Below are 26,520 nucleotides of genomic sequence, written 5' to 3' on the forward strand. Positions count from 1 at the left end.
TCGAGCCACGATGCTGGCTCATAAAATGACCGATATTGGATGTCCGAACATGGAAAAATCTGAGATTGAACAATTACTTAAAAATGAAATTCGGGTGATCAACCATTATAGTGACAGCGTTGAGATTGCCGGTGAGGTCAAATTGAAAGATCTCCTTGATTCGGTGGATATTCTTCAGTTTATTTATAAAATCAACACCGAATACGAATTGTCATTTGGCAATAACATTGGTGACGACCAGCACCTAGAGACGCTCGATAAAGTGGTGGCTTGGGTGCATTCCGCTATCAGGGAAAAGGCCGACCATGACGACAAATAACGTAATATCAAGGATAAAGCGATTTGAGCATAATCACGATATCGCTTACTACGATTTCGAAAGAGAGATGCCGTTTTCAGAGCTGTATTTGGAGATCATGGCCATTGTGCATTACTTCGAATCTGCCGACATCACGCAAGGCAAAAAAGTCGTCTCTTTCTTGGATAAGTCCTTTTCAGAATATGCCTTGTTCTATGCGTGCCTCTTGAAAGGGGTGGCATTCTGCCCATTAGACAAAACGTTGCCGGCGAATCGTTTGGCGATGATCATCTCCGATGTGCAACCCGACATGATCATGGCGACCGAGTCTTACATCGGCGAAGAAAACGTCTTCAGACAAGCCTTGCACGTCCCACATGAGTGCATTGTGTCAAACGGAAATGTTGACATCGTCAGTGGCGACGAGCACCGTGGTGTCGACCTTGGCACCCAGGTGGATGCCGATACCGTGGCCTACATCATTTTTACGTCTGGATCGACCGGGAAGCCGAAAGGGGTCCAGATCACCCACGAAAACCTCAACGTGTTCCTCGATGCACTGTATCCACGTTATGTGAGCGAGCAGTCTGAAAAGTATTTGTCTATTGGCCCGCTGTATTTCGATATGACCATACTCGACAGTATCGTGCCGCCTTTGTATGGGCACTCGGTCTATGTGTACAAGCCGCCTTTCATACCGGCTATTTTCTCAAGCATCATTGAGAAGTATCAGATCACCCGATTAAGCTGCGTGCCCTCCGTCCTGAGACTGTTGCTGCCACAGCTTAACGACGGGACAGGAATGGACGCTCTGCATTCATTGAACTTGATCCTGTTTGGTGCCGAGAAACCGCACGGGCAATCGATCAGGACGTTGTTAGAAAACCTGCCTGATCTGAAAGTTATGAATGCGTATGGTCCGACCGAGGGAACCATGTGCTGCTTTGCTGCGGAGATCACTTTGAACGATTTAGCGGGGGGTATCAGTATTGGTAAGCCCTTCGATGGCACACAATACTTGCTTGAAACCCGTTCCGGTTTCGCCACATCTGGGGAAGGAAAGCTGTTGATATCGGGCAAGCAAGTCATGAAAGGGTATGTGAATCAATCCTCCGTGGATTCCCCCTTCATTCAGGTGGATGGCCACCAATACTATTGTACCCACGATGTCGTCACCGTGGACGAGGACGGCGTGTTTTATTTCCTTGGGCGATCGGATGATGAGGTGAAACTGAACGGGTTTCGGGTGCACCTACAGGACGTTGCGGAAAACATCAGGAAAACACTGAATATTGGTGATCTGTTCCTGCATAAGCACACGGATAACGACAAAGACTATTTGGTGTTGTCGTACGAGCATACGTCCCGTCTCAACCCTGAGCATTGCATGACGTTATTGGGTAAGCAACTCCCTAAATACATGATCCCTCAGGTCTTCGCCACGTTTGATGCCTTGCCTAAGCTGAGAAACTCTAAGCTCGATAGGAATCAAGTCAAAGCGTCGGTGAACTCGGAGCTGACCCGCTCAACCGGTGGTTTCACCGATAAAAAATTCATTGCATTACATATTAAATGATTCAGCCTAGGCTCTGCTCAGTGCTTGTGCTTTCAACGTGCCCTCGTTGACGGTCATGTGTGGCGTGAAGCTTGGGAACATCGGCTAACGCTGACGCGCGGATGGGGCTTGCTCCTCAGCCGATAAGATGCCGAAGACACCTGCGCAGGGCGAGGTCAAACAATAAGGAAAGGTGAATCGGTGAAAGCCGCTGACTTGAAAGGGGTGCTTCGTGCGCTAAGAGCACGTCACGCACACCAACGCGCGATCGTGATGGATGGGATCGCATACTCATACAAGGAGCTAGAACAACGCATTGAGATTTGCAATCAAGCGATGTCTCGTAGTCCTACCCCAGTCATTATTAATACCCAACACAAATTGAACGCCATCATACTGATGTTGTCCGCCATCGATTGTGGTGTGACATTCATCCCGGTGGATGCTGACAGACCGCGGTCATTTGTGGCGAAGATTGCCACTAAGTTTCCCCACGTTCGAGTGTTCACCGACGTGTGTTTTGATACGGGGCACTGTGTCTGGCATGTTCTTACTCACCCAGAAAAGACGCTGGAACGAACGAGTGACGCCGATCAGGAAGTGATGTCCATCATGTACACTTCCGGTTCTACGGGAGAGCCCAAAGGTGTGCAGGTCAGAGCGAGTTCCGTGCTTAATTTGCTCTACCGTCCCTCGTTCATTGCGTTAACCCATGAAGATGTGGTGGCGTCGTATTCGTCGCTGTCTTTTGACGCGTCGACCTTCGAAATCTTTGCGCCTTTACTCTGCGGGGGCACACTGGTGCTACTGGATAAGATGGTGGTGCTGGATGAGACGCGCCTGCATGACGCCATTGAACAAGACGCGATCACCTGCATGTGGATGACAGCGGGGCTGTTTCGACGCCATATGTTGCCCGGTAATTGTCGTGCCCTTACCCGTTTGAGGCATCTGATTGTCGGGGGGGATAAAGTGGACTTGCGCGCGGCAGTGTCGTTTTTGGAGTGCGCCGCCAGTACACAACTTTATAACGGGTATGGCCCGACTGAAAATACGGTGTTTACCACCGTTGCCGCGTTAAATCTTCATCAATTGACCGGTGAACAACGAGTCCCTATTGGACGAAAGGTCGAAGGCGTGGATCATTTGATTGAAGACGAGCACACGGGCGAATACCGAAAAGCGGGCATTGGAAGACTGCACGTCACAGGCGAGGGGCTCTGCGCCGGCTACCACGCCAACCCAGTCGAAACCGCCAAGGCGTTTACGATGATCAATGGGCGCCAATATTATAATACGGGTGACGTCGTTGAGTGCACCGTGGGCGGCGACTTCTATTTCCTAGGCCGGCAGGATCGTCAAGTAAAGTTGAATGGTCATCGAGTGGAGCTCGATGACGTTGAAAAGACACTGGAAAGCGATCCGTCCATTGTCAAAGCCGTATGCTTTGTCTGGAAAACCCATCTGGTGTCCTTGGTCGAAACGCAAGATCCCGCGGAGGCGCTCGAGACCATCATTGCACGATGGCGTCAGCAATTGAGTGCTTTTTCTGTTCCCGATTTCGTGATTGAAAACACACGATGGCCGCTGACGAAGAACAACAAAATAGACACCCAAACCTTAATCAACGAGACGGTACAACAGTTAGAAAGACGCCACAGCCGCTCTGGTGAACAGTCGGTCAAGTGCGTCGCTGAGCAGGTGTTGAACAAGCCTGTTGAAAAACTGGAGGTTGGCTTGTTCGATCTTGGGTTTGATTCTCTCTCTATGCTGACGTTTAACCATCAGCTGAACGAACAATTTGAAATTCACCTCAACCTTCTGGACTTATATACCGCTGGCACCTTGCTAGGTGTCGAACAACTAGTCACCGCTAAAATGTCGGCTTAATGCCTGCCTCGAAGGGTGTGAACGCTGTCGAAGTTATCCCCCCTCATACGAACAATCACGTTTTAAGTTGAGCTCAGAAATATTGAACGTTGGAGGAAGATTCATCCAACGTTCGATGCTTGTATACGTTTTTTATTAACCCCAAACAAAAGCGCCTCTTTGAGGTGCGCTAGAAATGGATCAATATCATGACTGAATATAATGAAATCGAACAAAAAAACCTTGAAATCGTTAAATCTTTGTACACCGACATTTTTGATACCGGCAATTGTCCGGTGATTAACGATTATTACCACCAAGATGCTCAGTGCCATTTAAAAGGCAAAACGCTGCAGGTAGAGCAGATGAAAGGCGGCATGGCGGAGTTTGTGGACAAACACGCGTCGATCTCAACGTCGATTGAGTCGCTTTTTGCCGTCGGTGACCGCACCTACGCCCGCCTCAATCGCCAAGCCACGTTAAAAGGTGAAGGGCAGCCTCGCGACATCGAAATCATGGTAGAGAAGCGATTTGTGGATGGCAAGGTAGCCGAGCTGTGGTTCATGGTCGATGACGACATGTACAGCGAAATTTGGCTAAAACAACCATCTGCATAACCCTCGATAACCCAGGCATAGGATGAAGATTCTATGCCTATGATAACAGGTAATATAAAATGGATATTGCGATCACTGGCTTCTCTTTTCTCTTGCCTGGCGCAAGTCACATAGAAGAGCTAGACGCGCTGTTGGAATCCGGGCAGGACGCCTTGACCGACCCGCGGGCGGCTGAGCACCTTCCACAAGAGTGGGTTAGCCGAGCAGGTTATGTGCAGGGCGCGGAGCAGTTTGACTACGACTTGTTCGGGCTGTCATTGCGCGACAGTTACATTATTGAACCACAGCAACGGATGTTCATTCAGTGTGCATGGCGTGCGTTGGAACATGCTGGCTACAACCCGACACACGGTAAACGCAATGTCGGTGTCTACTCGTCTTCATCCGATAGCGATTACCCCTCTTTTCTTTCTGACAGCGAATTGGCTCTCGATAAGTACGATCCTTTCGAAATCGAAATTGGGTCGAACAAAGAACAGCAATCGTTACGGTGTGCTTACTTGTTTGACCTAAAAGGGCCAGCCATCGGAGTGCAGTCGGCCTGTTCAAGCGGTTTACTGTCGGTTCACATGGCGATGCAGGGGATCGCGACAGGGGATTGTGATATGGCCTTGGCAGGCGGTGCGTGTCTACCTTACCCTCTTCATTCTGGGTACCAGTATCAACCGGGCATGAACCTCTCAGAAAGTGGTGTGTTGGCCTCGTATTCGAACACGGCCGATGGCATGGTGCCTGGGTTCGGCTGCGTGGTGTTTGTGCTCAAAGCTCTTCACAAAGCGCACACCGACAAAGACACCATATATGGTGTCTTGACCGCCAGCAGCATCAACAATGATGGGCGAGCAAAATCGAGTTACACCGCGCCTTCAACCAGCGGGATCGCAAACAATATCCAAAACGTACTGGCGAAGTCAGCGCTGACGGCGCAGAACATTGACTTTGTTGAAGGGCACGGTTCTGGAACCAAGATAGGGGACGTATTGGAAGTGGCGGCGCTGAAGAAAGCCTTCATGAGTCATGGTTGGACTCCTCATCATACAGCGCTATCGTCTGTCAAAGCCAATGTCGGTCATCTCGATGTCGCGGCCGGCCACGCTGGCTTGCTCAAGTCGGTACTGCAAGTGTGGCACCGTAAGGTGTATCCTGCGGCCAACTTCTCTTCGCTCAATCCAAATTTATCCCTGGAAGGGACACCTTTCTACATCCCGAGAGACAGCCGTCAAAAAGAAAGTGTCACGGGCTTAGTGAACTCTTTGGGGATCGGTGGAACCAACTGCGCAATGGTCATTCGCTCAGACACCGCGAGAACCTTGGTTCAGGACTGTGCGCCGCAGACCGTCGTTGTGATGATTGGCGCGGACAATGACAAACGGTTGGCGCACCTGTTAAACCAGCTTCACACCGAGTTGCACGCCGCTTCAGTGTCCTTAGATGATGTGGCATACACTTTGGCAAGACGTTCGGTAGGGAAAGCCTGCATTACGACGTTCGCCGTGACATCATTGCACGAACTTTACGAGCAAATTGGCGCCGCTTTGCGCGCAGGGGTGACTGGTCATCCCCTGACGGTGTGTCTGAAAGAGTACTCAGGGCACGCGATTGCGCTCAGCGCCAGCGAAATCGAGACCGAACGTGTGGTTGCACTAGTGTCTTCCCCGGTATCACTCCCTCCTGAGTGCGAGACGAACCAAGAACAAACCACCAATAGCACGGTGATGGTCGAAGACGCGTTGCGTCACATTTGGTTCGATAACCTGATGTTGGATTCGATTGACGAGGAAGACAGTTTTGTCGATCTGGGAGGGCACTCGATTCTTGCTCTGTCGATGGTCACCGATATCAATGCCGCAATGAATCTCAGTTTGACCATGGACTGGGTGGAAAAATACGACGTCTTCAGTACGCAATTGAAGGAGTTGAAGCGCTTGAACCACTCTCACAGCGAGTCTTCTCTGATCAAACCGCTTTTTGAGCCTGCAGGTGAGCCAAGAGCGACGCTGATATGGGTTCACGCCTCGATTTCTGGCGTGGAAATGTATCAGGGGCTGTCGACAAACATTGGTCATGATATCCAAGTGCTCGGGGTCGACTCATACAACCTCTACCATGAGCAGAAGATACACTCTATCGACGCACTGGCCGACACCTATGCACGCCAGATTGCTGAGCGTGTGAAAGGGTCCACGGCGCCCATCTTCCTTGGTGGTTGGTCCTTAGGCGGGCTGTTAGCCAGAAAAATCACACAACGGTTGATCCAAGAGTTCCCGATCAAAGGGAATCTATTGCTGGATTCGGTGTTGTACTCTCAGAACAGTTCGGTGCTTTTCACCGACGAGGCCCTTTCATACTTCATGGATCTGAGCTATTTCTCTCGGTCGATGTCCGGAGAAGTGCGAGCTAGGGAGCATCTCAATGCATTATTTGACATAGAAAGACGCATGGTGACGTCGTTTGACGATCCCAAGCTCAATTTGCCTCTGCTCAACGTTGTTGCGACGTCGCCTCTTGCTCCGATTGACGATACCGCGATGGCCAACGCGTTTGAGGCGCTGAAAAAGGCCAACAATAACTGGCCAACGGACGACGCCATGTGGGTGAGAACCCTCCATACCGACCATGTGGGATTAATGACCGAATCGAACATGCAGGTTGTGTCAGGATTCATTCGGGAGTTTTTAGACCACCATGTATAAACATATCATTTTGTTTAAATTTCAGGCATCCGTTTCTCAGACGGACGCACTGGAATTACTCCGCCAGTTGGGGGAGCTCAAGCGACAAATCCCTGAGATCAAACAATACAGCTACGGAATGAACGACAGCGACAATGCTCACAACGCGGGCTTTGAGTACGCGTTTGTTATGGAATTTCGTTCAAAGCAGGACAGAGACGCCTATCAGATCAATGAACATCATCAAGCGTTTATTCAGGACACCCTGAACGCTGCGATCTCTGAGGCGATTGTTTTTGACATGGGAGAAGTCGAGGAAAAAAGATGAACGAGAAAATCGCTGTGACCGGCATGTCTGGGCTATTTCCAGAAGCCAATAACTACCACGAATTTTGGGACAACCTGTGCCAAGGCCGGGTCTCCTATCAGGCTTATACCGATCCGGATGGGCACGTTCGCTCAAAGGGGCAGTGTCCGGATCCCGAAACGTTTGATGCGCAGCGCTATCGGCTTTCTGAGAAGGAAGCGCTGGTGATGGATCCGCAGTTGAGAAAGTTCATCGAACTGGTCGACTCGGCGCTGCTAGATGGTGAATACCACGATCTCAGTGAGCTGGGAACGGTGGCGGTGATTGCGACCCAAGGCAGCAATCATACCTATCATGATCAACTGCAACAAAGCGTGACACAAGGGCAGATGGCCGCACCGAATGCGCTGCTCCTCAACCTCAATAAGGGGACCGATTTTATGGCGACCCGTGTTGCCCATATCTTCGATTTCCAGGGCCCGTGTTTCAATCTGCAAGCCGCCTGCTCTTCGTCACTGACCGCGATTGTGGAAGCCTACTGGATGCTGCAAACGAAGCGCTGCGACACCGTGATTTGTGGGGGGGTGCACATTTCCTATCCGCTGGAAACGGGCTACAAATACGAACCCGGATCCATTTATTCTCAGACGGGGGTGTGTCGACCTTTTGATCAGTCTGCCGATGGTACCGTGCCCTCGGATGGCGGCGGGGTTGTCATTCTGCGCCGGCTTCGCGACGCTGAAGCAAGTGGGGAACCTATCCATGCCGTGATTACGAACGCGTTCAGCAACAATGATGGGGCGAACAAAACCAGTTATGCGGCTCCTTCGGTCAGTGGCCAGGGACAGTTGTTGTCTCAAGTTTATCGTCATCTGGCCATCAATCCTCGTCAGTTGCAGTTCATCGAATGCCACGCCACCGGAACGATAGTTGGCGACCCGATGGAAGTGCAAGCGCTTAGCCATTTGATGCACAGCTACGAGCTTGATGACACGCTGTCGCCGGTCGTTGTCGGGTCGGTCAAAGGGAACATCGGTCATCTGTTTTGGGCGTCCGGTATCGCGTCTCTAATCAAGTCGGTGTTGGCGCTCAAGCACGGCGTCTACCCTGGCACCGGCAACCTCTCTCAGCTCAACGAATTGCTTCGAGAGTCAGAAAAACAGCATCTATTATATACGGCGGACAGCGTACCGTTGGATCTCAAGAAACCGGCCCTCGCTGCAGTCAGCTCAATGGGCGTCGGGGGAACCAATGCACACATTGTGATTGAAGGGTACGACCAAGCCCATCGCCATCCTAAGAACGTCCAGACGAACAAAGAAACGCAGTGCCGAGTGTATTCCTTCTTTACACAAGCACCCTCAACCAGTGATGCCCACGCAGAGTCGACACCGTGTACAGAACCCACATCGCTGAGCGCGTCATCGCTATTACCTCACATCCTAGCCTTCTACCGACAAGTGCTCGGGGAGGAAGAGGTCGAGCCAGGCAGTGACTATTTTGATCTGTATGGCGATTCCGTCACGGCCGTTGAGCTGTTGGCCTTATTGAAATCCGAGCTGGGTATCGAGGTCACCACCGACGCCATCTACGAGCACTCAACGCCTGAGGCGCTGGCAAACGCCATCGCCCAGTCTCCGTTGACGTCTGTTCAGCCTGTCTTGCAGCCAACGCCTAACAGCGACATCGAAGACCCACATGATGTGTTGTCGCCCTATCAGCAGCGTTTCTACTTGTTGGAAAAGCTGCAGCGAGGGGAAGGCAGTCAATATAACGTTCCCATGGCTGTTGAGATCCCCAAAGCGTTTCCGATCGCGTCCTTCACGCAAAGGTTGGAGAGCATTCTCAGCCAGCTTCCTCAGTTCTGTCACCAATACAGGATCGCCAAACACGGGGTGGCGTTAGGGGATAGGCGAGGTCTGATCGTGGAAACGGACGCGGTGGAGGTGCCCGCTGACGCGGCCCTAGAGGTGTCGTTACAGGCGGTGTACGAGCAACGGTTTGAACTCGACAGAGGGCCGCTGTGTCGAGTGACCACGTTGCGACGCGGTGAGCAGCGATGGCTTGTGCTGAATTGCCACCATATCGCGATTGATGGGATGGGCTTGCACAACTTATTGGAGGTGTTGGCCATGGCGCAAGCCGCGTCAGCGCCGCTCGACTCAGCCTACCTTCCTTTGCGCACGGCCCCCAGTCTGAGTGATGCCAGCCTGGCGTTTTGGCAGGAAAGGTTGAGAGGTGTATCACCGACGGCCTTGCCGGTTGAGCCTCACCAGTCACTGAACGCGACCCCCTTGGTCAGCGGGACGGTTGTCTCTCGCCTGTCATCGCAACAGGTGTCAAGGATTCACCATTTCGCACGGGGGCATAAAACGCCCCTTTTTGTTGTGCTCTATGCGCTGTTCAACACCACGTTGTCAGAGTTCCTCGACACCCCGGTGGTGTGCACCGGCATGACGTTGGCCAACCGCTCTGATTCCGAAAGGGCAGCGATTGACTGTCGAATGAACAATATTCCCGTTGTTGTCAATTGCGGTTCCGGGGAGTTCATTAAGATCCTCAATGAAACCGACGCGGCCCTAAAAACCAGTGGGCCACACGCTCACGTGCCGTTAGAAACCATCTCGTCATTAGTGGGGCGAAATGGACAAGGGGTGTACGACATTCTTTTTATGTATCAGAACCAAAACAGAGGGAATGTCCTGAACTATCAGGGACTCGCACTGAATGAATGTCCGACCCGTTACCAACCTGTGTATGGCAATTTGACGGTCAATATTGTGCCTGAGCACGCAGGGATCGCCATCGAGATGACATTCAATCAAGCGCACCACTCCAAGGACACAGTCGCAAGCCTAATGAATAGGTTTGTGTCGAACATCGACCGTGACTTGACCAATCTCTCTCCCACACAATACATGGAAACGTAATGAACTCTGCATTTATCGATAAATTTGACGCTATCGCGCAAACTCGCCCAACCCAGCTTGCGCTCATTACTGAGAGGGCGTCCATCACTTACGCTCAACTCCAACAAAAGGCAAAGCACATTGCCGCGGGTATCCAGTCTGAAATCGATGACGATGTCGAGGGCGTGGTCCTATGTCTGAAGAGAGATGACGCCCTGATCGCCACGATTCTAGCGTGTCATTATCTGAAAATACCGTATGTTCCCGTAGATCCGAGGACCGCCAACGAGAAAATCGATCATATCCTAGCTCAAGCGCGCTACTTATACATCAGCAATGCGAAGACGAACCAATGTCAACCAGCGGTGAGCATCACTCAGTTACTGAAGGTCGACGCGTCGTTTGAACCGGAGAGTAGGGCTCGGGCAACTCAAGAAGCCTATCGAATTTACACGTCGGGGTCGACTGGGGATCCCAAAGCCGTGATGGTCAGCCATGATGGGTGTGCCAATTTGATCGAGTATTTTGGCACCTTGTTGGCATTCCAGCCTGAACATACATGGCTCTCCTCGACGTCAATTGCCTTTGATATTTTCTTCTTGGAATACGCCGTGCCTTTATCCTGTGGTGGGACCGTCATCGTGCTGACAGATCAAGAGATCCAATCAGCGCAACAGGTTGCAAGACAGGTGCAACGGTGGTCGCCTACCGTCTACCAAGCCACGCCGTCGCTGTTCAAAGGCTTGTTGGGCTATCTCGAGACAGGATGGCGATTCCAAAAGGTCTTGGTCGGAGGGGAAGCCCTGTCCCCTCAGTTGTCGACGTCACTGTTTGAGCGAAGCGATTGGTTGTGCAACGTGTATGGGCCCACAGAAACCACCGTGTGGTCAACTGCGCATGTGATTCTCCAGGCGGGAGACACTCGTATCGGTCGACCCATACGTCAGACCCAGATCTGGGTATTGAACGAGGAGCGACAAGAGTGCGCGCCCGGCGAGCCGGGACGGATTTACATTGCGGGTGATGGCCTAGCGTTGGGGTACTTTAACAACCCAACTCTGACGGCAAGCAAGTTCACCGAGGTGTGCGTGGGAGGACACACGCAGCGCGTGTATGACACCAATGATATTGGGTATGTGGATCACGAGGGCGTCTTCAACTTTCTGCATCGAGAAGGTGGGTTTATCAAAGTGAATGGTCATCGAGTGGAGCCTACCGAAATAACGGACGCGCTTGAAACCATCGAGGGGGTGTCCGGTTCCGCCGTCACCCCCCTCTACGATGCCCGCTCAGACTCAACAAAACTGATCGGTTGGGTCGAATGTTCAGGGTTGACGGAGGCAACGATTCGGGCACATCTGGAAGCCAAGTTGAGCTACTATTTGATCCCTCATCATCTCTACACTCTCCAAGCCTTGCCTTATACGCTGAGTGGTAAAATCGACGGGAATCAGCTGGAAGCAATGAGTCGTCAACGGATGAATGAAACACCCATTCCGTCCGCGTTTCCGTCGAAGGAGGAGGCGATCGCCTCCCACCCTGTGGGGAAAATCCTAGGCCAATATGTGGACATCACTCGGATGTCAAAAGACGACAACTTCTTTGAGCGGGGGCTGACGTCGATGCAAGCCATCTCTTTTCATCTCGATATGCTTGACCTGTATCCCAACTTAGAGCTGCATGAAATCTTTGAACGGCCATCTTTTGATAAGCTGACATCAGAACTTGAATGCATATAAATTATCGAAATCTTCTTAGACTCATGGGGTTTGTTCAAGTGTCCAATGGGTCTGAGAAATGGAGACATACATGAACGATTCTCTCGCGCTCGAGAAAAAAGCCATTTGGTTGATGGCCTTGATCCAATTAGTTAATGCCGTGGACTTTATGATTGTGATGCCCCTTGGGGCGGATTTCGCCCGGGCGTTGCATATGTCGGCGGCCAATATTGGTTACCTTGGAGGCAGTTACACCCTAGCGGCGGCCGTTTCTTCATTACTAGTGGCGAAGTACATTGATCGGTTTGACCGAAAACACGTGGTGTTGGTCATGTTGATTGGGCTGTCAGTGGCCACGTTGATGTGTGCCAATGCCTGGAATATGGAAAGCTTGATGGCGACCCGTATGCTAGCAGGTTTTTTTGCGGGTCCCTTAGTCGCCATCGCCCTGGCAATAGTGACAGACTGCGTGCCCGTTGAGCGTCGTGGCCGAGCCATGGCAATCGTGATGGGGGCGTTTTCTATTGCTGCCATTGCGGGCATACCTTTGGGGCTTAAATTGGCCAGTTGGTATGATTGGTCGGCGCCATTTTACATCGTCGGAACGTCAGGGATGATGGTGGCTGTAGTGGTGATGGTGTTGCTGCCCAGTCTGAAAGGACACCTTCAAAGCACCGCGTCCACACCCGAAGAGGTGTCCCTCTTGGCATTGTTGAGTCATCGCCAAGTGCTACTGGCGATGGCATCGCTTGGCGTGGCCGTGTTCAGCACGTTCCTGCTGGTGCCCAATCTGGCGGTGTGGCTGCAACTGAACGTGGGTGTGGCTCGGGACGATTTAAGTCTGTATTACTTAGTCGGTGGCGTGACCAGCGTGATTGCTCTGCAGGTCGTGGGTCGCATGCTCGATAGCATGGGAGGGCGAGTGGTCGCGATGGGATTAGCGGTCGGTATCGTTGTCGTGATTGCTGACGGCTTTATGCACGTCTCGGTCTTACCACCTTTGGTCATCTTTACCCTGTTCATGGCGCTGACCGCCACACGAACCATCGTCGCGACGACCGTTAATACCATCGTGCCTGCTCCGAAGGTTAGAGGGGCATTTATGTCGCTTCAAAGCATCGGCCAACATGTGTTTAGCGGCCTAGCCGCCATCCTCTCTTCCTCTCTCTTGGTGGAAGAGCAACATCAGTTGCGTAACCTCGAGCTTGTGGCCGCCTGTGCGTTAGCGTTATCGATTTTGCAACCCCTCATCTTGCAACGATTGCTCAAGCAGCAAGCGTTGTCGCCAGCCACTTCATAACAATCCCCCGCTCGAGCCTTACATCGCTCAGGAGGGGGGCGGCCACTCGTTGGCGTAAGGATTTGACGTATGTCTCCATTTCTGATCACCAGTGAAAGGGTGAAATCCCCACGGTTTCAGTCTGCGGTTCTCTGGTTCAATGCGTTTGAACGCCAGTACTTCGAACCCTCACTGTTCTCAGACTTTGGCATCGACTGTCCCGCGCCTTTGTCCCGAGCCACCACCAAAAGGCAGGCTGAGTACTTTGCTGGCCGACTGGCGGCGCAACGTGCACTCCAGGCTCTTGCGTGTCAAACCCATGAGGTGCCCATGGGGGAGGATCGGTTGCCCCAATGGCCTTCGGGCTACCGAGGGTCGATTTCACACACGCAAGGGCTAGCGGTTGCAGTGGTCTGCCATCGCCATCACTATCAGGCAGTGGGCATCGACACAGAAACAGTGTTCACGGCAGACCAATGCACTAAGCTCACGAAGGCCATCGTGTCAGCCGTTGAATGGCATGACATCACCCATAGTGGGTGTGATCTTAGCTCGTCGCAGTTGATCACCTTGATGTTTTCAGCCAAAGAGGCCCTCTACAAAGCGCTCTATCCCCAGACGTTGCAATTCCAAGATTTTAGCGCTGCCAAACTGACAAAGGTCTCAGCCCTATCGGCGCAGTTTCAGATAGAACTGACCTGTGACTGGAGCGACGCCTATCGCGCAGGTACCCAATTTAACGGGTGGTTTCAGTTTCTCTCCGACACGGTGGTTACGGTCATTGCTGACGGCGCTTTCGCGTAACTAGGTCGCACGTTATGGGGAATTGTACGCCACATTCATTTTTCCACTGACAGACTCACTGAGATGGCGAGGCTGACAGAAACGCGGTGCCTCGCCCCTGACGTCAGGGGCCAGTTCTGTAAGTTATCAGAAAACGCCGAAGAGGAATGACTCTGACCCACCAATTAAAAAGGCAATGATTTTGAATTTTGACACGATGAAAGTGTTCTATGCAGAACGCACACCCACCCAATATGACGCTCTGTATCGCGATTTACCCAATGCTGTGAACGGCATTTTTCAGGCTGCACGAAATATCGTGGAGCACTATAAGGGGATCAATAAATACAGAATAAGCCCCGACAGATACCACGACATTGATATCAATCAGCCCGACATCATCCTGCAGCGATTGGCTCGTTCGGGGGTGACATCCGTTATTCACCCGATCCCCTTCGAGCATAAGCTTGTTGGACACTGCTTGACCATCGCCATCATGGCGCTTGATATGCTGCGGTACAAAAACATTCCAGCAAGACTTCGCTACGCCTACTGTACCTACTTCAGCCAAGACATCTACCCAGAGCAAATTTTGATTGAATATTGGTGTGAGGACAGGCAGGCGTGGTTATTGGGTGATCCCTCGATGAACCAAGAAGTGCTGGACCATCACCAGATTGCCGTCAACGTGGATTTTTGCGATGTAGACACGGCACTGTCTCAACCGATCCCTTGGGTGTGGCATCAGTTGAGAAAAGGCCAACTGAATTCTTCGATGTATCGGGGGATCCATGACAAGCAAGAGAAACGGCAGGTCTTAGAAGAAGTGGCACGGATCTTTGTGAATGACCTGGCGATGATGAACAATCTCGTATTGTCGATTTACGACTACGTCCTCTTCCCATATCAATCGGATCACCTCAGCGAAGAGTTGCTCGACTGCTTAGATGAGATTGCGGACGCGTTGTTGGCCTCACCCGCTACGATGGTGGAGTACGATGAATCCAATCTGATCCGCTGTCAGCCGAGCAGGGTCGTGAGAAAAAGTGTCTTCCGGCAAGAAGAACACGTGTTTGACGTTTAGGCGCCGGTGTCCTCCACCCGTCGTCGTCCTGTCCGTACGTCGGTTCAACGCTGTTACGCGTACACCAACGGACGTGTCAGGTTATCCCAGATCCTTTGACAGGCTCGGTCAAAGGATCAACCCTATCCCGACTCACTAGGCAGGCCCAGCCTGCCTGTATCACCTCTCTTTCTCACCTTGAGCATCGCTGCCTCTCCCTTGGCACGTTCACATCCGCTCACTTTTCTCTTTAAGCATTATGACACGCTGACCTCTTTTCTATGTGTTGTCGTTTGGGCGACCTAAGTACGCTCAGTCCCCGTGGCTTGATTTTGTAAGTGCTGAATAAACATCGGGATCTTCTTTGCTAAGTGCTTTCGAGACGCGTAAAAGGCATACAGCACCAAATCCGCCGGTGAGTACTCCATGTCTAGTTGGATCAATGTGCCCGCCTCTAACTCTTGTTGGCAGGCTTCAACTGGTAATAGAGCGGCACCAAGTCCGGCCAGAGCGCCTGTTTTGGCAAGATGACCACTATTGACCTTAAACGTGGAGTGCACCTTTTGTGTGATTAGCTCGCCAGTGGCATTTTGGAATACCCAAGGGCTGCCATTTAACGCCGTGTAGCTGGTGATGCAGGATACGCGGCTTAAGTCGGTAATATGGAAGGGCGTCGGGTGGCGATCAAGCCAAGTTGGGGAAGCCACCACCACACTGGGCCATCGGGCGATCTCTTTCGCCACCCAGTTGTAGTCTGTGAGTTTCCCTCGGTGAAAGCTGATCACAATGTCAAAACCATCTAGGGGATCGTCTTTGGGGTTAATACTCGTGTCGCAGCACAAGGAAATGGACGGATGTTGATGGCAAAATGACACAACGGCTTCGGCCAAGGCGGGCGAGTCTGGCATGAGCACTTTGAGCTGTCCTTGTACTTCATGAGAGTGCTGGGTCACTTCTTCGAGTGCATCATTGAGCTTGTTCAAAAGGGGTTGGGTGCGTACATAAAGGTGCTCCCCTGCATCCGTTGGACTGATGCGCCGTGTGGTTCTGTCAAACAGCCGAATGTCCAGCCGCTCTTCCAGCAACGCGATGTGGCGGCTGATGTTGGAGGTGGGCAACCCGAGAAATTCGGCCGCCCGTTTGAAGCTGTTGTTTTCGTAAACACAGTGAAAGCTGTTGAGCCATTGTTGGTCAATTTTATCTAACACTTTTAATCCCATAATATTAGATTGTAAAACCCATTTAACGCACTTTATTACCAATAATTGGCTTATACAATGATTGATTCGTAAGTTATTAGAAAAAGGTTCCCATGGGTTGGCTAGAAAATCTCTTTGATAGAAAAAATAAAATCAGTACTCGTCGTGCGTCGATTCCAGAAGGTGTCTGGACCAAATGCACCGCGTGTGAACAAATCCTCTACCGCTTGGCGTTAGAAGAAAACTTGGATGTGTGTCCCAAGTGCGATCACCACATGAGAATGAAAGCACGTCGACGGTTAGACAGCTTTTTGGACAAAGAGCATCGAGTGGAACTCGGAGACGATCTTGAACCGAAAGATTTGCTCAATTTTAAGGATCTAAAACACTACAAAGACCGCATCGCACAGGCCCAGAAAGCCACTGGCGAAACCGATGCGTTAGTGGTCATGAAAGGCAAGCTGTTCGGGATGCCCGTCGTCGCCTGCGCCTTCGAGTTTTCATTCATGGCCGGATCGATGGGGTCGGTGGTTGGGGCTCGATTCGTCAAAGCGGTGGAAGCGGCGATTGAAGCCAATTGTGGCTTAGTGTGTTTTTCTGCCTGTGGTGGTGCCCGCATGCAAGAATCTTTAATGTCATTGATGCAGATGTCAAAGACCAGTGCCGCGCTCAACCGATTATCCAGTCATGGATTGCCGTATATATCGGTACTCACCGACCAGACATTTGGCGGTGTGTCCGCCAGCTTGGCGATGTTGGGGGACATCAATATTGGCGAGCCAAAGGCCATCATTGGCTTTGCTGGTCGACGCGTCATCGAACAGACCGTGCGTGAGCAACTGCCCGACAACTTCCAGCGCAGTGAGTTCCTGCTCGAACATGGTGCCATCGATATGATTGTCGATAGACGTCAGATGCGCCAGCGGGTTAGCGGGCTGATCGCGAAAATGACCAATACCACCTTGCCTGTCGATGCTCATACCAATGCCTCAAATCAGCGCGACGCTCCAGTCATGACGAAAGAAATGGACGCCACCGCGGTAAGTTAAGGCGAATTGGTCTGGATTCCGCCCCGTTGGACAGGCAAAGCGGGAGCGGTATCGTTGTACGCCAAAAAGGGTCCCCGTTTTATTCGAGATGTTGGTGAGGGTAACTGCATGGATAAGCCGCTGGTGCTGTCCATCCCACCTTCCAATGGATCATGATCTCGTCAGTTCACTTCCTTCCCTCAGACGTCCTTGTCTATGGTCGACACGACGCCATAATCCTCTTTTTCTATAGACAACTGATTGTATATTTTTAGCGAATTGATATTCGTATCACATTTCCCTTGTTTATGTATGTAATCAAATAGGTGCATGATTGCAATGAAAATTATTGCATTATAGTTTCACCGCCCAGAAAACGATAAGCCTAATGAAAGCCCAATATATCTTTATATAACAAGGAAATAGAATGAAAAAAATAACAATTAAAACCCTACGAGAAATGAAAGCAAAGGGAGAAAAATTCAGCTGTATCACCTCGTATGACGCTACTTTTACCCACGCTATTAACGAAGCAGGTGCTGAAACCATTTTGGTCGGGGATGCTCTGGGTATGGTGGTTCAAGGTCATGAAACGACCGTACCAGTCAAAATGAGCGACATGGTCTACCATACTGAAGCCGTTGCCCGGGGCAATAAGTCGTCTTTGATCATGGCTGACTTGCCGTTTATGGCTTACTCCAATAAAGAACAAGCTCTGGCCAACGCGACAGCGCTGATGCAAGCCGGCGCACACATGGTGAAGATGGAAGGCGGAGCGTGGCTTTCAGACATTATTGCTTCACTGACGACCATGGGAGTGCCGGTGTGCGCGCACATGGGGTTGACACCGCAGTCGATCAATACCATGGGCGGCTATCGCGTTCATGGCAAATCAGTTGAAGAGGCCGATGCTATTAAGCGAGAAGCAAAAGAACTCGAAAACGCCGGAACTGCCATGTTGGTGCTGGAGTGTGTGCCCACTCAATTGGCGAAAGAAATCAGCGAGGAACTCTCGATTCCTGTCATCGGGATTGGTGCTGGGGCGGATACCGATGGACAGGTTTTAGTACTGCATGACCTCCTCGGTTTATCTACGCATACCCCTAAGTTTGTGAAAAACTTTATGCAGGGCCAAGACTCTATTCAGGGTGCCTTAAGCGCATTCGTCAATGCCGTAAAACATCGAGATTTTCCAGAAGAGAAGCACACATACTGCTAAGAACGCGTCGTTGATTCAATACACTTCCACGATCCTGAGATGAGGGCACATCATTGAAGATGGCCCTACTCCGGGGCGTGACTCGAAACAGGCTTTATAGGAGTTTTGGATGTCAAACATCATTTACCCTGGCACCCCCCCTCATGCAAGTGAGGAAATGCTGATCCAACGCGGCGAAGGGATATACGTTTTTGATCAACATGGAAAGCGCTATATCGAGGCCGTTGCTGGCCTTTGGCAACGAGGAACTGATCGAGGCGGCAAACCAACAAATGCGTAACATTGCGTTTACCCATATGTTTACCAGCACATCTCACGAAGTGGGCATGGAGCTCGCTGAGAAGCTCACTTCGATGGTCCCAACGAAAAACGCGAAAGTGTTTTTTGGCTGTTCCGGCTCCGACGCGAATGACACACTGATTAAGATCCTGCAATACCGTGCCAGTGCTCACGGCAATGAGAAACGCAAAATCATCACACGCGAAAGAGCCTATCACGGGACCGCCGTCGGTTCTGGTTCCCTGACCTGTCTGCCGGGAACCAGCACGCACTTTAATCACCCACGACAAGATCTCGGGGTCCTTGTCACCGACCACCCGCATTATTACCGAGGTAAGTGGGAAGGGGAGTCCGAAACGGAATTTGTCGATCGGATCGTGAACAACTTGGAAACTCTGATCGTGAACGAAGGGCCAGATACGATTGGCGCTTTCATCGCTGAGCCCGTGATGGGGGCAGGGGGGGTGATCGTACCCCCGAGTGAGTATTACCCAAAAGTGCAACAAGTGTTGCGAAAGTACGACATCTTGTTCTGGGCCGATGAAGTCATTTGTGGTTTTGGAAGAACCGGGAGCGATTTTGGTTCGACCTCGGTGGGGATCGAGTCGCCCGATATGATGAGTTTCGCTAAGCAATTGTCCTCGGGCTACATTCCAATGAGTGCTGCAGTCATGAGCGGAACGATTTACGACGAAGTGATGACATTGGCGTCTCAAGCGGGCTCCTTTGGTCATGGGTTTACCTACACAGGCCATCCCGTCTCATGTGCCGTCACGTTGAAAACCCTGGAGATCTATCAACGCGATGACTTGTTTGCGAAAGCCGACATGACGGGCCGCTATTTGCAGGAAAAACTGCAGGGATTCAATGACCACGAATTAGTTGGCGAAGTGCGAGGCCGGGGCCTCATGGCGGGGGTTGAATTGGTGGCGGACAAGCAACGCCATACACCATTTAGTGACAATCGTGTGTGCAAAACCGTGTATGAGGAGTGTAAGAAACGTGGCCTCATCATCCGTCCACTAGGTAACAATACCGTTGCATTCTGCCCACCATTGATCATCGAACCGTGGCAAATCGACGAAATGTTGGACATCTTTGCACAGGCGCTGGATGCCACCGCCGTCTACGTGTCCAAAAATGGGATCAAGTAACTCACGGACGTTTTTCAATTCTGAGGTTTAACGATGAAATTAACAAACAAAGTCGCCCTAGTGACAGGGGGGGCATCGGGTTTTGGGCAAGCGATTTGTGAAAAGTTTGCTCAAGAAGGTGCCAGTGTGTTGGTGGTCGACATCAACGGTCAGGGCGCTGAAAAAGTAGCGCAAGATATCGGCGGGCGTGCGTGGGCGTTTCAAGCGGATGTGTCCAAAGAATGCGATGTGCAACGTCTTTTCGCTCAAGTCAGAGAGCAACTGGGGACTGTGGATATCTTGGTCAATAACGCGGGCGTGACCCACCCAAGAAAAGCACTTGAGGCGGTCACAGAAGCCGAGTTTGATCGAGTCTTTTCGATCAACGTCAAATCGATGTTCTTTACCGCCAAATATGCCGTGCCGATGATGCGAGCGTCAGGGGGGGGAGTGATCATTAATACGGCTTCAACGGCAGCGTCCAGACCGAGACCTGGGTTGACGTGGTACAACACCTCAAAAGGTGCCGTGGTGACGATGACGAAATCCATGGCAGCTGAATTGGCCCAAGACAACATCAGAGTCTGTGCCCTAAATCCGGTCATTGGTGAAACGGGAATGCTCGAAGAGTTCATGGGGAAACCCGATACACCAGAAAACCGACAAGCGTTCCTCGACACCATACCATTAGGTCGATTCCTCAAACCGGTGGATGTCGCCAAAGCAGCACTGTTCCTAGCTTCTGAGGAAGCGTCTATGGTGACGGGTGTGGACTTGGAGGTCGATGGCGGCCGCTGTATCTAACTCAGCCTAGACTGTTCCCTACGGGAACAGAAACCAAAAGGGCAGCGTTCATTGTCTTGACGAACTGCCCCTTTCATTAACATCTCGAAAAGGCCACTTATGGAAATCATTGCTTATCTGCACAACAACTTTCTCGGTATTCCCACCTTTGATATTGGGAAATGGCTGAAAGAGGTGGACAGCAATATTCAGATCCATCTCATTACCTCATGCGCTGAGCAACATATTGATCACTCCCTGTTCGAGTCCATCCATTGGGTTGAAAACTGCCGTTCAGACATCGATGCCATCTCAGAGAGGTTGATACACCGTCACAATATTGAACTGCTTGTGTCACATTATGAAACCGACATGGAGAGAGTTTCGCAATTAAGAGAAAAACATGGGATCCCTGGGCAAAGCTTTGCGTCGGCCAGTGCTTACCGAAACAAGAGTGTCATGAAGTCCTTGTGTCAAAAGAAGGGCCTACGGGTACCTAAATTTAAGCAATACAGCTCCATCTCCCAACATGCTCAGGAGATAGAGGAGACGTTTGGTTTCCCACTGGTCACCAAGCCAATCAGTGGAGTGGGGGCGGATGCCACCCACATCATTCATCACCGAGAACAACTCGAACACTTGGGTGCTGAGGAGAGAGCCTGTTTGGTGGAAGAATATATACAAGGGGATATGTTCCATGTCGATGGCGTGGTAACGGATGGAGCAGTCGTCTTTAGTACCTGTCACAAATACTATGGTACGCCGCTCAACTTCCAGAATGGGGATGAAATTGGTACCTACCTAATCAACCCCGAGCTGGCGTTGGCCCAACAGCTTCGAGGCTTCGCACACGATGTGGTCGGTGCGCTACCACAGACCAGTGATTTTGTTTTCCACTGTGAATTGTTTGTGAAAAACGACGGTGAAGTCGTCTTTTGTGAGATCGCTTCTCGTCCTCCTGGCGGTCTTATCGCCATGGGGATTGAGCAAGCCTATGGTGTCCGCCTCAATGAGATTCACATCAAACAACAGGTGGGCGTCAAATACCCGAAGACGTTTTTCCCTACTCGACCTAATCAATACAGCGCGTCCGTTACGTATTCTCCGAAAAACGGAAAGCTGAAACTACTCGAGCCCGTATTGCCCGACGATAAAGGTGTTGTCTTGTCGTTTGAAAACTACGTGGAAGGGAAAGAGTACCAAGTCGGTGAGTCTGTGGCGGAGTATTTGCTTGGGGCAGTGCTGGTGGGCGCCTCGTTCGAGGATATGATGGCACGCTATCAGGCGCTGTCTGATTGGTTCTACGGCAATTTCTTGTTTGTAGAACAGCGGGATGGCCAAACGGCATAAAGTATCGAGATGGGGCCATGGTTGCCTTTGATAATAGTAGGAGTAGACGATGAGTGTCTGGACCGTCCTCGGAGGTGGGGCCATTGGAGGATTTGTGGCGGCCTCTCTAATGCGAAGTGGGATGTCGGTCAGTTTGTGTCTCAGTGAGCGATACCGAAACAAACCGTATCACCCGCTTAAGTTTGAAAGTGCAGAGGGGGTGCATGACGAGTTCTCACCTGATTGGGTGTTTGCACCTGTGGCGCAGACCAAGGTCTTACTGGTTTGTCTCAAATCGTATCATGTGGTTGCGGCGCTTGAGAAACATCAGCGTCATATCGACCCAAAATGTGTGATTGTCTTGCTGCACAATGGCATGGGCGTGTCTGAATCGGTCCAGCAACGTTTTCCTCATAACCCTATCGTGCTGGGTACCACCGCCAACGCGGTGGTATCTGTGGGCGATTTGTCAGTAAAACAGATGGGTTACGGGGATACATGGCTGGGCACATTAGAGGCGCACGACGGCCTAACGAACGCTACCCTCGCACGATGGTTTCAGGCGATCCCACGATCGTATTGGACCCAGAACATTGCCGAAAAAGTATGGCTAAAGCTTGCGGTCAACTCGGCAATCAATCCGATCACTGCGCTCCATCAATGTCGAAATGGTGCGTTGATGGAAGAGGCCCATCGTCCTCTTTTCGAACAGGTGGTACAGGAAATCTACGCGGTGTGCACAGCTGAGCGCTTACCATGGTCACAGCAGGAGTTACGCCGCAAGATTGTTGAAGTGGTTGAGCTGACCGCCCAAAACTATTCATCGATGAATCGTGATGTCTTTTACGGTAGGAAAACCGAAATTGAATCGATATTAGGACATCTGATCAATCGAGCCCATCTGAGCGGGATCATGCTCCCTAACTGTCGGCGTCTGTACGACGGCATCAAACAGATGGAGTCCCATTACCTGACTCAGAGCGACACGGACCAATACTGCGCGACGTTGGTGACGTTCTGATTGAACATATTTCCGGTGGATTGTATGAACACTATTGTAATTATTGGTGGTCAAGATGAAATCTTTGAAGAGCTGCATCTTGAACACTGTCAAATCCTCGCAGTCAATATTCCCTATTTTATTGGTGATGCGCTGCGAAATACGGCCAAGCAGATCATTGTGATTGATACGTTTAACGACGAAGCGGTCCTCAATGCGCTGATTGAGCTGTCCAATACGTATTCCATTGATGCGGTCTTCTCTTATTCAGAGCTGGGTGTACTTCCCGCATCGTTTGCGACGAAGACGCTCAATTTGCCCGGTATTGAACACGACATTGCTCGAAGTTGCCGAAATAAATCCACGCTACGAGAGCGCCTTGCTCACACCGATTTTGCTCTCCCTTTTTCCGCGTGCGTGACGGAAAGTGATGTGCACAACGCATTGACGGAAATGGCGCTTCCCATTGTGGTCAAAGACCCAATGGGGGCGGGAAGCGCAAATGTTAAAATTTGTAGCACCGACGAAGAGGTAACGCAGTTTTCATCGCGCCTCTTTAAGCAAGGCTTTGAACAGGTGCTTTTGGAAAAATACTGCACCGGTATCGAGTACAGTGTTGAAACGTTGACGTTAAACGGTCAGCACCATGTCTTAGGGATCACTGACAAAGCGCTTATTGAAGGGACGGTGGTGGAATCGCATCATGTTTTCCCTACGGCATTAAGTTTAGCGGAGCAAGATGAAGTAAGTTCATACGTTGTGGCGTTACTGGACGCCATCAATCATCGTCACGGGCCAATGCATATTGAAGTGAAGAAAGATGGTCATCAGCTTGGCTTGATTGAGATCAACAACCGATGCGGGGGGGATTATATTTGGGAAATGGTCTCCAAAGTTACCGGGGTCAACATGTATCGAGCATCGATCCTAGCCCATTTTAATGGCGAAACGGATTGCCATCGCTGGGCCGATGCACCTCAATATCACACCATGTGCTACCTGTCATTGTTTGGTCACATCACGCCAAGCCAACTGCGAGATAGGTTGCCTGCCTCAGTGGATATCGTGAGAGCAGAGTGGCCCGAGAAGACCTCCCTATCGAACGACATTGGCGATTCAACGCAGCGACCCGGGTTCGTATTGTTGGGAAGCAAAGACGGTGAGGTGCATATGGCAAGCCTAGTGGCAGACATCCAAGGCACCATCAGCTCTTTCGTCTGAGTATGCTAAGCACCTCCCCATTTAACCATTCATTTAACTGAGGCCCTCGATGGCAGAAGATATACAAACACAGAATGAAACGCGTTCCTATATTCGGCAAGTTCTCGCGCTTCCTTCTCAAGTTCTCTCGATTCTGATATTTGTCTTACTGACCAGAATGACGTATTTCATGGTATGGCCATTTCTGGCAATCATACTGACGACCGAATTTGGTATGAGCCCGATCGAGATCGGATTGACGATGACGACCAGTGGCCTAGCAGCATTTGTCTTTGGCTTATACGCCGGTTCCGCCTCCGATAAAGTGGGTAGGAAGCGCGTTCTCGTCGTTGGTTGTATGGTGGCCTTTTCAGGGTACGTTTTGCTGGCGTTGAGCGCACACATCATTTTGTTTGGGTTTGGGCTATTTCTGATCGGAATTTCATACTCATTTATTGATGGACCGAGTCGAGCGTTAACCAGCGATATACTGAAGGACCCACATCGACGCGAATTGGCGCTGCAAGCTCGCTACTTCATTGTGAATATTGCGGCAGTGTCGGGTCCCTTGATTGGTATTGCGGCGGGGTTGAACTCGCAACGAGTGACGTTCTTTATCACGGCGTTGACCTATATCCCATTTCTGCTTTACGTTTTATTAAAAATCAATGATGTAAAAGTGAGAGAATCGGCCACTACAGAAACGTATTCTCATATCGATAGCATCAAAGTGGTGGCGCAGGACAAAACTTTCTTAAGCTGTTTGTTTTGCGGCTTCTTGTGCTATTTTCTCTACTCTCAAGTGGAGTCCACCATCCCCCAGTATCTGATGAGCTTGGATGCTGAGTCGGCGGTTAAGATCTTGTCCTTTATGCTCATTGTGAATGCGATTACAGTGATCGTTACACAGCCCATCGCAATGAAGCTGCTCGCAAGTGTGTCGACAGAGAACCGGATTTTGTTGAGCGCCGTATTGCTTTCTCTATCGCATGCCACCATTTTTATTTCTGCCGATCACGGTATGATTCTGTGGCTGGTGATCACGTTTATTTTCAGCGTTGCGGAGGCCATCTTGGTGCCGAACTTAAGTGTTCAACTGGATAAACTGGCACCGGAAAAGCACCGAGGGATCTATATGGGCACGTCGTCAATGGTGATCATTGGATTATCCATTGGCCCTTTAGTCGGCGGTGCGGTGTTTCAGTTCTTCGACCACTTTGTCTTTTTGTTCCTTTTTGGCTGTTGTTTGATCATTCCGCTGGTCCAACGATTGATGAAGTCTCGATACGAGGAACGCTATGATCAAGATAATCTCGAGCCCGCCTAGCGGGCCCGTCATCCTCACTGCGCTTTCTTATACCTCGCGAAAAGGCAGTATGGTGGAGCGCTGATTCGGATCACAAGTTCAATCGTGGGATTCTTACCGATGTCAGTCCTGAACGTTTGGCGTTGCTGACGTTTAGCTACTTTCATGCGCGCGTGAGGCTCTCGCGCGGTTCTGGCTTTGACGTGCGTCGTCTTAGCCCATGACAGTGAAGGCTCCTCGATTGATTGATAGCTTGGGGTATGGCCAAGAAAGTGGTAGGGAAGTTGTGGGTGAGGCTCTTTCCCTACCAACAGTTCTGAGTAAATGGCACGCCAAAGAGACGGGCAAATTTTTCGACGTCGGTGATCACATTCTCTTCCATCCAGACAAAGTACTCACATTGCCAACGCTGTGTTCGCTTGGCCGACTCAGAAAACACTTGAGACTTCTCCTCACCCCGACTCGAAGTCCAGGGAGGGAAGACTCGCAAGGCCATTTTCCCTTTCGCTTTCTCTGACCTGACCACCCCTTTCTTTAGCAGCACCGTTAAGGGAAAGATAAACATCCCTTGTTTGGAGGTTTGGTTATCATGGACCTCCACAAACAGATAATCCAAATCCGGCTTCTCAAAAGGCCTCGTCTTTTTCGAGTCGGGACCCTCCCCATCAGAGCGCTTCCAGATGGTGAGGAAGTGCCCCGGCCTATCGGGCGTAACATGGCCCTTTCTATACAGGATTTGTTGACCATCAATGGAGAACGCGAGCGCTTCATACTGACGATTCTGAGGGTAAGGGTCTAACGCGATGGGGCGGGTTAACGTGTAGCCATTCGCCAAGACGTTGTGACGCAAAAACCAATCCAACGCCTGGACATACGAATTCTGTGACAAAAGTATTTCCCCTTGAAACACGCCCGTGGCGCACATTCATGATCAAAGGCGTGCAGGGCAAAGTGAATGGTAGAGCGCCCGCGAA

21 protein-coding genes are annotated in these 26,520 nt (G+C 50.9%); 19 read left to right on the forward strand and 2 right to left on the reverse strand.

The annotated features are described in order from the left end of the window. Positions 1–10 precede the first annotated feature (10 nt). From L1D31_RS04455 to L1D31_RS04505, 11 genes are all read left to right on the forward strand, one after another. Complete coding sequence (locus L1D31_RS04455; protein ID WP_239835869.1) at positions 11–319, forward strand: hypothetical protein; 309 nt, start codon at positions 11–13, stop codon at positions 317–319. After that, positions 306–1,874, forward strand: a complete 1,569-nt coding sequence (locus L1D31_RS04460) for an AMP-binding protein (RefSeq protein WP_239835870.1) — start codon at positions 306–308, stop codon at positions 1,872–1,874. Before L1D31_RS04455 ends, L1D31_RS04460 begins: the two co-directional genes overlap by 14 nt. A 180-nt stretch (positions 1,875–2,054) precedes the next feature. After that, positions 2,055–3,743: a non-ribosomal peptide synthetase gene (locus L1D31_RS04465; RefSeq protein ID WP_239835871.1), complete on the forward strand. Its 1,689-nt coding sequence runs from the start codon at positions 2,055–2,057 to the stop codon at positions 3,741–3,743. Positions 3,744–3,931: 188 nt separating this feature from the next. Then, positions 3,932–4,339, forward strand: coding sequence for an ester cyclase (locus tag L1D31_RS04470; protein ID WP_008222387.1), 408 nt, complete (start codon positions 3,932–3,934; stop codon positions 4,337–4,339). A gap of 59 nt (positions 4,340–4,398) precedes the next feature. Further along, positions 4,399–7,032, forward strand: coding sequence for a polyketide synthase (locus L1D31_RS04475; RefSeq protein ID WP_239835872.1), 2,634 nt, complete (start codon positions 4,399–4,401; stop codon positions 7,030–7,032). Continuing rightward, positions 7,025–7,339 carry a Dabb family protein gene (locus L1D31_RS04480; protein WP_008222380.1) on the forward strand — a complete coding sequence of 105 codons (315 nt, stop codon included), beginning with the start codon at positions 7,025–7,027 and terminating at the stop codon, positions 7,337–7,339. The genes L1D31_RS04475 and L1D31_RS04480 overlap by 8 nt, the downstream gene beginning before the upstream one ends. Beyond that, the gene (locus tag L1D31_RS04485; RefSeq protein ID WP_239835873.1) at positions 7,336–10,248 is read left to right on the forward strand and encodes a beta-ketoacyl synthase N-terminal-like domain-containing protein; all 2,913 of its coding nucleotides are present in this window, start codon (positions 7,336–7,338) and stop codon (positions 10,246–10,248) included. Before L1D31_RS04480 ends, L1D31_RS04485 begins: the two co-directional genes overlap by 4 nt. Beyond that, complete coding sequence (locus L1D31_RS04490) at positions 10,248–11,966, forward strand: AMP-binding protein (RefSeq protein ID WP_239835874.1); 1,719 nt, start codon at positions 10,248–10,250, stop codon at positions 11,964–11,966. The genes L1D31_RS04485 and L1D31_RS04490 overlap by 1 nt, the downstream gene beginning before the upstream one ends. Before the next feature lie 70 nt (positions 11,967–12,036). After that, complete coding sequence (locus L1D31_RS04495; protein WP_239835875.1) at positions 12,037–13,245, forward strand: MFS transporter; 1,209 nt, start codon at positions 12,037–12,039, stop codon at positions 13,243–13,245. A gap of 69 nt (positions 13,246–13,314) precedes the next feature. Next, positions 13,315–14,028, forward strand: a complete 714-nt coding sequence (locus tag L1D31_RS04500) for a 4'-phosphopantetheinyl transferase superfamily protein (protein ID WP_239835876.1) — start codon at positions 13,315–13,317, stop codon at positions 14,026–14,028. A 181-nt stretch (positions 14,029–14,209) separates the two neighbouring features. After that, complete coding sequence (locus tag L1D31_RS04505; protein WP_239835877.1) at positions 14,210–15,091, forward strand: hypothetical protein; 882 nt, start codon at positions 14,210–14,212, stop codon at positions 15,089–15,091. Positions 15,092–15,372: 281 nt separating this feature from the next. Here the strand turns inward: L1D31_RS04505 and L1D31_RS04510 are convergent, their stop codons facing one another. Further along, positions 15,373–16,290, reverse strand: a complete 918-nt coding sequence (locus tag L1D31_RS04510; RefSeq protein ID WP_239836379.1) for a LysR family transcriptional regulator — start codon at positions 16,288–16,290, stop codon at positions 15,373–15,375. A 92-nt stretch (positions 16,291–16,382) separates the two neighbouring features. Between L1D31_RS04510 and accD the strand changes: the two genes are divergently transcribed. The 8 genes from accD to L1D31_RS04550 all read left to right on the forward strand — a co-directional run bounded on the left by accD (position 16,383) and on the right by L1D31_RS04550 (position 25,567). Then, on the forward strand, positions 16,383–17,318 hold the full coding sequence (accD, locus tag L1D31_RS04515; protein ID WP_239835878.1) for an acetyl-CoA carboxylase, carboxyltransferase subunit beta: 936 nt from the start codon (positions 16,383–16,385) through the stop codon (positions 17,316–17,318). Positions 17,319–17,724: 406 nt separating this feature from the next. Continuing rightward, positions 17,725–18,516 (forward strand): 3-methyl-2-oxobutanoate hydroxymethyltransferase, encoded by a 792-nt coding sequence (panB, locus tag L1D31_RS04520; RefSeq protein ID WP_045985501.1) that lies wholly within the window; start codon positions 17,725–17,727, stop codon positions 18,514–18,516. 200 nt (positions 18,517–18,716) lie between these two features. After that, positions 18,717–19,949 (forward strand): aminotransferase class III-fold pyridoxal phosphate-dependent enzyme, encoded by a 1,233-nt coding sequence (locus L1D31_RS04525; protein WP_239836380.1) that lies wholly within the window; start codon positions 18,717–18,719, stop codon positions 19,947–19,949. A 33-nt stretch (positions 19,950–19,982) separates the two neighbouring features. Next, the gene (locus L1D31_RS04530; RefSeq protein ID WP_239835879.1) at positions 19,983–20,732 is read left to right on the forward strand and encodes a glucose 1-dehydrogenase; all 750 of its coding nucleotides are present in this window, start codon (positions 19,983–19,985) and stop codon (positions 20,730–20,732) included. A 99-nt stretch (positions 20,733–20,831) separates the two neighbouring features. Continuing rightward, positions 20,832–22,061: an ATP-grasp domain-containing protein gene (locus L1D31_RS04535; protein ID WP_239835880.1), complete on the forward strand. Its 1,230-nt coding sequence runs from the start codon at positions 20,832–20,834 to the stop codon at positions 22,059–22,061. A gap of 49 nt (positions 22,062–22,110) precedes the next feature. Then, positions 22,111–23,061: a 2-dehydropantoate 2-reductase gene (locus L1D31_RS04540; protein ID WP_239835881.1), complete on the forward strand. Its 951-nt coding sequence runs from the start codon at positions 22,111–22,113 to the stop codon at positions 23,059–23,061. A gap of 24 nt (positions 23,062–23,085) precedes the next feature. After that, positions 23,086–24,261: an ATP-grasp domain-containing protein gene (locus L1D31_RS04545; RefSeq protein WP_239835882.1), complete on the forward strand. Its 1,176-nt coding sequence runs from the start codon at positions 23,086–23,088 to the stop codon at positions 24,259–24,261. Positions 24,262–24,310: 49 nt separating this feature from the next. After that, positions 24,311–25,567, forward strand: a complete 1,257-nt coding sequence (locus L1D31_RS04550; protein ID WP_239835883.1) for an MFS transporter — start codon at positions 24,311–24,313, stop codon at positions 25,565–25,567. Between the two features lie 283 nt (positions 25,568–25,850). On the opposite strand, the gene L1D31_RS04555 is transcribed toward L1D31_RS04550, so the two are convergent. Next, positions 25,851–26,471: a MepB family protein gene (locus L1D31_RS04555; protein ID WP_345772824.1), complete on the reverse strand. Its 621-nt coding sequence runs from the start codon at positions 26,469–26,471 to the stop codon at positions 25,851–25,853. Positions 26,472–26,520 lie beyond the last annotated feature (49 nt).

This window comes from Vibrio sp. Isolate23 (assembly GCF_022398095.1).
GTDB classification, from domain to species: Bacteria; Pseudomonadota; Gammaproteobacteria; order Enterobacterales; family Vibrionaceae; genus Vibrio; species Vibrio coralliilyticus_A.

Coding starts and splice junctions, on each gene's coding strand:
- L1D31_RS04495 (WP_239835875.1), top strand. CDS start 12,037: ATGAACGATTCTCTCGCGCTCGAGAAAAAAGCCATTTGGTTGATGGCC.
- L1D31_RS04550 (WP_239835883.1), top strand. CDS start 24,311: ATGGCAGAAGATATACAAACACAGAATGAAACGCGTTCCTATATTCGG.
- L1D31_RS04470 (WP_008222387.1), top strand. CDS start 3,932: ATGACTGAATATAATGAAATCGAACAAAAAAACCTTGAAATCGTTAAA.
- L1D31_RS04490 (WP_239835874.1), top strand. CDS start 10,248: ATGAACTCTGCATTTATCGATAAATTTGACGCTATCGCGCAAACTCGC.
- L1D31_RS04540 (WP_239835881.1), top strand. CDS start 22,111: ATGAGTGTCTGGACCGTCCTCGGAGGTGGGGCCATTGGAGGATTTGTG.
- L1D31_RS04485 (WP_239835873.1), top strand. CDS start 7,336: ATGAACGAGAAAATCGCTGTGACCGGCATGTCTGGGCTATTTCCAGAA.
- L1D31_RS04555 (WP_345772824.1), bottom strand. CDS start 26,471: ATGTGCGCCACGGGCGTGTTTCAAGGGGAAATACTTTTGTCACAGAAT.
- L1D31_RS04510 (WP_239836379.1), bottom strand. CDS start 16,290: ATGGGATTAAAAGTGTTAGATAAAATTGACCAACAATGGCTCAACAGC.
- L1D31_RS04545 (WP_239835882.1), top strand. CDS start 23,086: ATGAACACTATTGTAATTATTGGTGGTCAAGATGAAATCTTTGAAGAG.
- L1D31_RS04475 (WP_239835872.1), top strand. CDS start 4,399: ATGGATATTGCGATCACTGGCTTCTCTTTTCTCTTGCCTGGCGCAAGT.
- L1D31_RS04455 (WP_239835869.1), top strand. CDS start 11: ATGCTGGCTCATAAAATGACCGATATTGGATGTCCGAACATGGAAAAA.
- L1D31_RS04530 (WP_239835879.1), top strand. CDS start 19,983: ATGAAATTAACAAACAAAGTCGCCCTAGTGACAGGGGGGGCATCGGGT.
- L1D31_RS04525 (WP_239836380.1), top strand. CDS start 18,717: ATGGAAAGCGCTATATCGAGGCCGTTGCTGGCCTTTGGCAACGAGGAA.
- L1D31_RS04480 (WP_008222380.1), top strand. CDS start 7,025: ATGTATAAACATATCATTTTGTTTAAATTTCAGGCATCCGTTTCTCAG.
- L1D31_RS04460 (WP_239835870.1), top strand. CDS start 306: ATGACGACAAATAACGTAATATCAAGGATAAAGCGATTTGAGCATAAT.
- accD (WP_239835878.1), top strand. CDS start 16,383: ATGGGTTGGCTAGAAAATCTCTTTGATAGAAAAAATAAAATCAGTACT.
- L1D31_RS04500 (WP_239835876.1), top strand. CDS start 13,315: ATGTCTCCATTTCTGATCACCAGTGAAAGGGTGAAATCCCCACGGTTT.
- panB (WP_045985501.1), top strand. CDS start 17,725: ATGAAAAAAATAACAATTAAAACCCTACGAGAAATGAAAGCAAAGGGA.
- L1D31_RS04535 (WP_239835880.1), top strand. CDS start 20,832: ATGGAAATCATTGCTTATCTGCACAACAACTTTCTCGGTATTCCCACC.